The 5,300-nt window shown below is 25.5% G+C and carries 10 protein-coding genes; all 10 read left to right on the top strand.

Translation table 11 applies throughout. The features are described 5' to 3' along the window. On the top strand, window positions 1-182 hold a 182-nt coding region (locus PHC28_RS15270; RefSeq protein ID WP_300102574.1), incomplete at its 5' end, for a hypothetical protein. Window positions 183-191: 9 nt separating this feature from the next. Next, window positions 192-419 carry a hypothetical protein gene (locus PHC28_RS15265; RefSeq protein WP_300102572.1) on the top strand — a complete coding sequence of 76 codons (228 nt, stop codon included), beginning with the start codon at window positions 192-194 and terminating at the stop codon, window positions 417-419. Then, entirely contained in the window at window positions 416-913 is a 498-nt protein-coding gene (locus PHC28_RS15260; RefSeq protein ID WP_300102569.1) for a phage tail protein, read from the top strand. The genes PHC28_RS15265 and PHC28_RS15260 overlap by 4 nt, the downstream gene beginning before the upstream one ends. Further along, window positions 913-1,341 (top strand): recombination mediator protein UvsY, encoded by a 429-nt coding sequence (locus PHC28_RS15255; protein ID WP_300102566.1) that lies wholly within the window; start codon window positions 913-915, stop codon window positions 1,339-1,341. The genes PHC28_RS15260 and PHC28_RS15255 overlap by 1 nt, the downstream gene beginning before the upstream one ends. A gap of 2 nt (window positions 1,342-1,343) precedes the next feature. Beyond that, the gene (locus tag PHC28_RS15250) at window positions 1,344-1,841 is read left to right on the top strand and encodes a hypothetical protein (RefSeq protein WP_300102563.1); all 498 of its coding nucleotides are present in this window, start codon (window positions 1,344-1,346) and stop codon (window positions 1,839-1,841) included. 138 nt (window positions 1,842-1,979) lie between these two features. Continuing rightward, complete coding sequence (locus tag PHC28_RS15245) at window positions 1,980-2,891, top strand: DEAD/DEAH box helicase family protein (protein WP_300102560.1); 912 nt, start codon at window positions 1,980-1,982, stop codon at window positions 2,889-2,891. An 86-nt stretch (window positions 2,892-2,977) separates the two neighbouring features. After that, entirely contained in the window at window positions 2,978-3,883 is a 906-nt protein-coding gene (locus tag PHC28_RS15240) for a helicase-related protein (protein WP_300102557.1), read from the top strand. Further along, window positions 3,880-4,509 (top strand): hypothetical protein, encoded by a 630-nt coding sequence (locus PHC28_RS15235; RefSeq protein WP_300102554.1) that lies wholly within the window; start codon window positions 3,880-3,882, stop codon window positions 4,507-4,509. The genes PHC28_RS15240 and PHC28_RS15235 overlap by 4 nt, the downstream gene beginning before the upstream one ends. Further along, entirely contained in the window at window positions 4,484-4,930 is a 447-nt protein-coding gene (locus PHC28_RS15230; protein ID WP_300102552.1) for a hypothetical protein, read from the top strand. The genes PHC28_RS15235 and PHC28_RS15230 overlap by 26 nt, the downstream gene beginning before the upstream one ends. 12 nt (window positions 4,931-4,942) lie before the next feature. Next, window positions 4,943-5,143: a hypothetical protein gene (locus PHC28_RS15225; RefSeq protein ID WP_300102549.1), complete on the top strand. Its 201-nt coding sequence runs from the start codon at window positions 4,943-4,945 to the stop codon at window positions 5,141-5,143. Window positions 5,144-5,300: the final 157 nt, after the last annotated feature.

The raw sequence follows: 5,300 nt of genomic DNA, 5'->3' as shown, positions 1-5,300 counted from the left end.
TAAAACGACATGATTTTTCTAGTGTATCAAAAATAATAAGAGAAAAAGGATTCAATTTTTCAAATAATTTAATCAATAATGATAATAAAGAAATATTTTCTCAAATTGAACTATTAAGAGAAGATAGTGCAAAATTATTTGATAAATTTGTAGATAAACAAAAATTCAAGATAAATTTATGAGGTAATCACATGATATTATGTAAAATTTTAGGTCATAAATATCACAAACTACAACCATCTAGAGGAATATGTAGTGCCACATTATGCGATAGATGTGGTGATTTTATTGATGGTATAAATTGGGAGCATTTTACTCCAACAGATATGTCTTACTGGGCACATAAAGATATAAAAAATGATATACTTAAAGATATGTTAAGAGCTGCTATTAAAAAAAACTCAAGGGTGATTATATGAAACAAAATTACAACTTAGCTACTAGCACAAATTTCAGATTTGAAGTTACACCACCCGGATTTGACCCAGAAGAAAAAATAAATTTTTTCATCCAAAATGTAGATTTGCCAAGTATTACATTATCACCAGCATCACCATCAAATTTCATAAATAATAAAATAGCTATTCCAGGTGATACAATTGAATATGATGATTTAATATTTACATTCTTAGTATCAGAAGATTATAACAATTATATTGCAATATATGATTGGTTACAAGGTATGAAAAATCATGAAGATGAAAATCATACTAAATATATGTCTGACTGTAATTTACATATCTTAAGTAACAATAAATCACCAAATTTAGTTATCACATTTTTTGGATGTTTTCCGACGAATCTAGGTAATATTTCTTTTGATAGTACAAGTATAGATCCAATTCCCTTGACCTGTCCTATCACATTCAAATATCAATATTTCAAAATCAAAAAATTAGTAGAAATTGTATAATGAAAACAAAAGAAATTCAAGAAATGATGGATGAAGATTCAATCATTGATGCAAGTAACTTAGATATAGAAAGTTTAAAAATACCTATGTTACATAATAAGTATTATAACATATATATCGAAGAATATAAAATTTTTAAAGCCCTAGAAAATTCCTTGAAACAATTAACAAAATTTAAAAATGAATATTATCTCGGAAAATGTCCAGATGAAATATATCAACACAATCCATTAAATTTGAAAGTATTAAAGGCAGATGTTGATAATTATATTCAATCAGATCAAGAAATAATAGATCTAAATACAAAAATAATTATACAAAAAACGAAAGTAGAGATGTTAGATGCATTTATAAAACAAATAAATCAACGCTCATTTAATATAAAAAATGCTATCGAATTCTTGAGATTTAAAAATGGAGGATATTGATTTTGAATGAAATACTTTTAACAAAAATAAATGAATTATACATAAAAATTGACTCAGATAGAGGGATAATTCAAGAATTATCAGAAAAGTTCAGTTTTTATGTTGAAGGTTATAAATTTATGCCAAAATATAAAATGGGTATTTGGGACGGTAAAATAAAACTATTTGATGTTAATACAAGATTATTTCCATTTGGTTTATTATTCGAATTATTAAAATTTTGTAAAAATAATGATTATTCTGTTAAATTGACTAATAAAGATAAATTTAAAAGAGAAAATTTTGATGATGAATTATTATCTTTCACTGATAATATAAGTAATATCACAAATAAAAAAGTTGATGGTATGTATAGTTATCAATATGATGCATTCAGAGCATGTATTCAAAACAATAAAGCATTGGTATTATCACCAACTTCTTGTTTAGATCCAAAAACAAAAATTTCAGTATATCTATCTAAGGAAGCGAAAGATTTTTTATATTCTATCAGAACTTAATAAAAATCAACAACTTAACAAAATAACATTTTTAATTTTTTTTATTCAATAGATTATACCAATTTACTTTAATTTTAGTAAAACGCTATTTTTAACCCTTTAAAAACAATAACTTATAATACCAAAAATCGAATAAACATGATATCAGAAGAAATTACTCTCGAAGAATTAGAATTATTAGTTGCTAATGGATATATACCGCAGATAGATACAATAACTGGCAAAGAAAATATAACCCATACCTATAGAAAAAATAGCGAGGGTAAATTGATTATTTTTGATGATAATTCTGCAATAAAAGCAGCGAATAATCATCTAATATTAGTTGATGGTATATGGAAATCAATTGATTCATTAGATATTGGTACAGTTATACATAATAAAATTATTCAAACAATAATTGATATTGATAGACAGGATTGGGTTGATTTTACAGTTGATAGTTATCATAATACATACATACACAATGATATAATCCACCATAATTCCGGTAAATCACATATCATATTTCTAGTTTGTATGTTTTTATTGGAATATACAGATACAAATATATTGATTATTGTACCTACAACTTCATTAGTTTCTCAAATGATTGGGGATTTTGAAAGTTATAATAAAACCGAATTAGATATAAGGGCGAATTGTCATCCAATTACAGGTGGCTTGGATAAAAATAGTAAAAAACGAATAACAATTGGCACATGGCAAAGTATTTATACACAAAACGAAGAATATTTTAAAAGATATGGGGCTGTATTTGTTGATGAATGTATACACCCTGATACAATTATCAAAACTAAGAATACTGATAAAAAAATTAAAGATATTAAAATTGGCGATGAAGTATTAACTTTCAATGAATCTACGCAAATAAATGAATACAAACCAGTTATTGATATACATAAAAATTTATCACATATAGAAAAAAAATATAAAATCAAATTAGTTAATGGTTCTGAAATCATTATAACCGGTAATCATAAAGTGCTTACTGATTCTGGGTGGAAACGAGCAGATATTCTGACAATAAAAGATAAAATCAAACAATAGTTTTTCTTATAAGATGATTTTATTAATATAAAATAATAAAAGTTTTTCTATTTAATTTTAAATCAATACTTTACATAAATTTAAAAATGTATTCAGAAATCGAATCAATTATAGAATATCAATATAGTGGTGATGTATATAATCTTCATGTTGAAGATAACCACAATTATTATGCAAATGGTATATTAGTTTCAAATTGTCATGAAGCTAAAGCTGCAAGTATCACCGGAATAATACATAAAATGCCACACGTTAAATTTAGATATGGTTTTACCGGCACACTGCAAGATACAAAAACACATGAGATGCAGTTGAAAGGCTTATTCGGAAATGTTCATAAAACAATTACAACAAAAGAATTGATGGATAATGGAACAATAACAGAGTTGAAAATCGAAGCAGTATCATTAAAATATACAGATGAAGAAAAAAAATATTTTTATAAGAATTGTAAAGATTATGATAGCGAAATTAAGTATATTGTTACAAATGAAAAAAGGAATGATTATATCATAAAAACTGCCATGGAATTAGAAAATAATTGTATGATTATTTTTAATTATGTTGACATTCAAGGAAATGTATTATATAATTTAGCTTTACAGAAATCAATAGAGTATAATAAACAAGTATTCTATATTCACGGCGAAGTTTCAACTGATGAAAGAGAACGGATAAGAAATTTAGTATCTGAGCATAGTAATATTATAATAATTGCTTCTTCTGGATGTTTTAGGCAAGGTATAAATATGCCAGGTTTACATCACGCGATATTTGCACACCCATACCAAGCAAAAATAAGAACTTTACAAACGATCGGTAGAGTCCTTCGAAAGAATGCTGGAAAAGAATATGCAAGTATAATTGACATTTCTGATGATTTATGCTATAATAAAAAAGTGAATATAACGTATAAACATTATATCGCTAGATTAAAAATCTATGAAAATGAAAGATTTCAATATAAAATAATTAACAAAGAATTAGTATGAATATAAATGACGTATATTATTGGAAATATAAAAATGATGTAGGAGATCAACGATCGATATATTGGTGTAAATCCAAAATCGCAATCGTTAATTCTGATGGAATATTAGAAGATACTTTTTGGTCAAGTGGAGATACAGTATACAATCTAAATAATAGATTAGAAGAAATAGATTTAACTTTCATTGCTAATCTTTCTGATTTAGAAGTTATATCTGAGGATAAAATTAAATTATATCATAAAAAAGATATTGTTGATTTAAGACATTCTAATAATTCAGATAGAAACTTAATATTTAAAAGAATTGGTTCAAAACCATCAATTGAATTATATCTTGGTAGTTTATCAGAAAGATTAGGTGATATAGAATACGAGATTAAATCATTACAAGATGAAGCTAACCGTATTAAACACGAGTTTAGTGATATTGATATTATCACTTATAATAGATTTTTGATGTCAAAATCTTACTATCTGTCTGATCCTGAAAATTATGATTTGGTGTGGTTTGAGGATAGATTTTATTCGATACATAAAACAGAAAAATATATTTACGGACAATCCTCATTATCAGAGGAAACAATACAAGGAATTTTAAATCATGGCCGATTATTTAAACAAAGCTGAATTTAGTGAAGAATTAAAAAAATATATTAAAATAAGAGAACAAGCTAAATTAGATGGTAGAGATATTCCGGTTATACCGGATATAATAGCTAAATACATCGTTTCTATTGTTGAAAATACTGCAAATAGATATAATTTCAGAAGATATACATATCTCGATATTATGATTTCAGATGGTATATATTACTGTCTAAAAGCTATGAAAAATTATGATATAACAAATGAGAAAGATAATCCATTTGGGTATTTTTCAATGATTTGTTGGAGAGCATTTCAACAAAGAATAAAAAAAGAAAAAGCTGAATATGAAGGTAAAATGTCTTTGATGACTGATATAGATACTATATCATATTCACAACAAGAAAATGATGATGTACACGTGGATACGAATGAAACAATAAATTGGTATTATGAACATTAAGTAGAAGGTAATATGAGTTTGAGTGATTGTATAATGTGTTGGAATACTCCTTGTTCGTGTGGTTATGAATATAGATTTCAACATAAAAATCAGAGAATTGAAAAAGCATCAGTAATTTTAGGAATAAATTATTATGAGTTAGAACAAATTTTGAAAGATATAATTCCTAATGATCATCCAAAATTATCAAATTTATCGTGGAGTAATAAATGAAACGAGATGAATTTATTTTAACTGAAAATCATTTGAAGTTATTACAAAAAATGTGGGTGACTTGGTGTGATGATGAATTTGGTGCACCTTGTATTGATCCTAAACGACCGTATGGTAATTCTTTTGTTGAAGGAGATATCGCTGAGATTTTAGATAT

Origin of the sequence: Flavobacterium sp. (assembly GCF_028712645.1) — a bacterium.
GTDB lineage: Bacteria > Bacteroidota > Bacteroidia > Flavobacteriales > Flavobacteriaceae > Flavobacterium.
This window is presented reverse-complemented; position numbering and strand designations above follow the sequence as displayed.

What these genes read in the sequence shown, in the direction of transcription:
- PHC28_RS15265 (WP_300102572.1), top strand. Translation starts at nt 192, where the DNA reads ATGATATTATGTAAAATTTTAGGTCATAAATATCACAAACTACAACCA.
- PHC28_RS15260 (WP_300102569.1), top strand. Translation starts at nt 416, where the DNA reads ATGAAACAAAATTACAACTTAGCTACTAGCACAAATTTCAGATTTGAA.
- PHC28_RS15255 (WP_300102566.1), top strand. Translation starts at nt 913, where the DNA reads ATGAAAACAAAAGAAATTCAAGAAATGATGGATGAAGATTCAATCATT.
- PHC28_RS15245 (WP_300102560.1), top strand. Translation starts at nt 1,980, where the DNA reads ATGATATCAGAAGAAATTACTCTCGAAGAATTAGAATTATTAGTTGCT.
- PHC28_RS15240 (WP_300102557.1), top strand. Translation starts at nt 2,978, where the DNA reads ATGTATTCAGAAATCGAATCAATTATAGAATATCAATATAGTGGTGAT.
- PHC28_RS15235 (WP_300102554.1), top strand. Translation starts at nt 3,880, where the DNA reads ATGAATATAAATGACGTATATTATTGGAAATATAAAAATGATGTAGGA.
- PHC28_RS15230 (WP_300102552.1), top strand. Translation starts at nt 4,484, where the DNA reads ATGGCCGATTATTTAAACAAAGCTGAATTTAGTGAAGAATTAAAAAAA.
- PHC28_RS15225 (WP_300102549.1), top strand. Translation starts at nt 4,943, where the DNA reads ATGAGTTTGAGTGATTGTATAATGTGTTGGAATACTCCTTGTTCGTGT.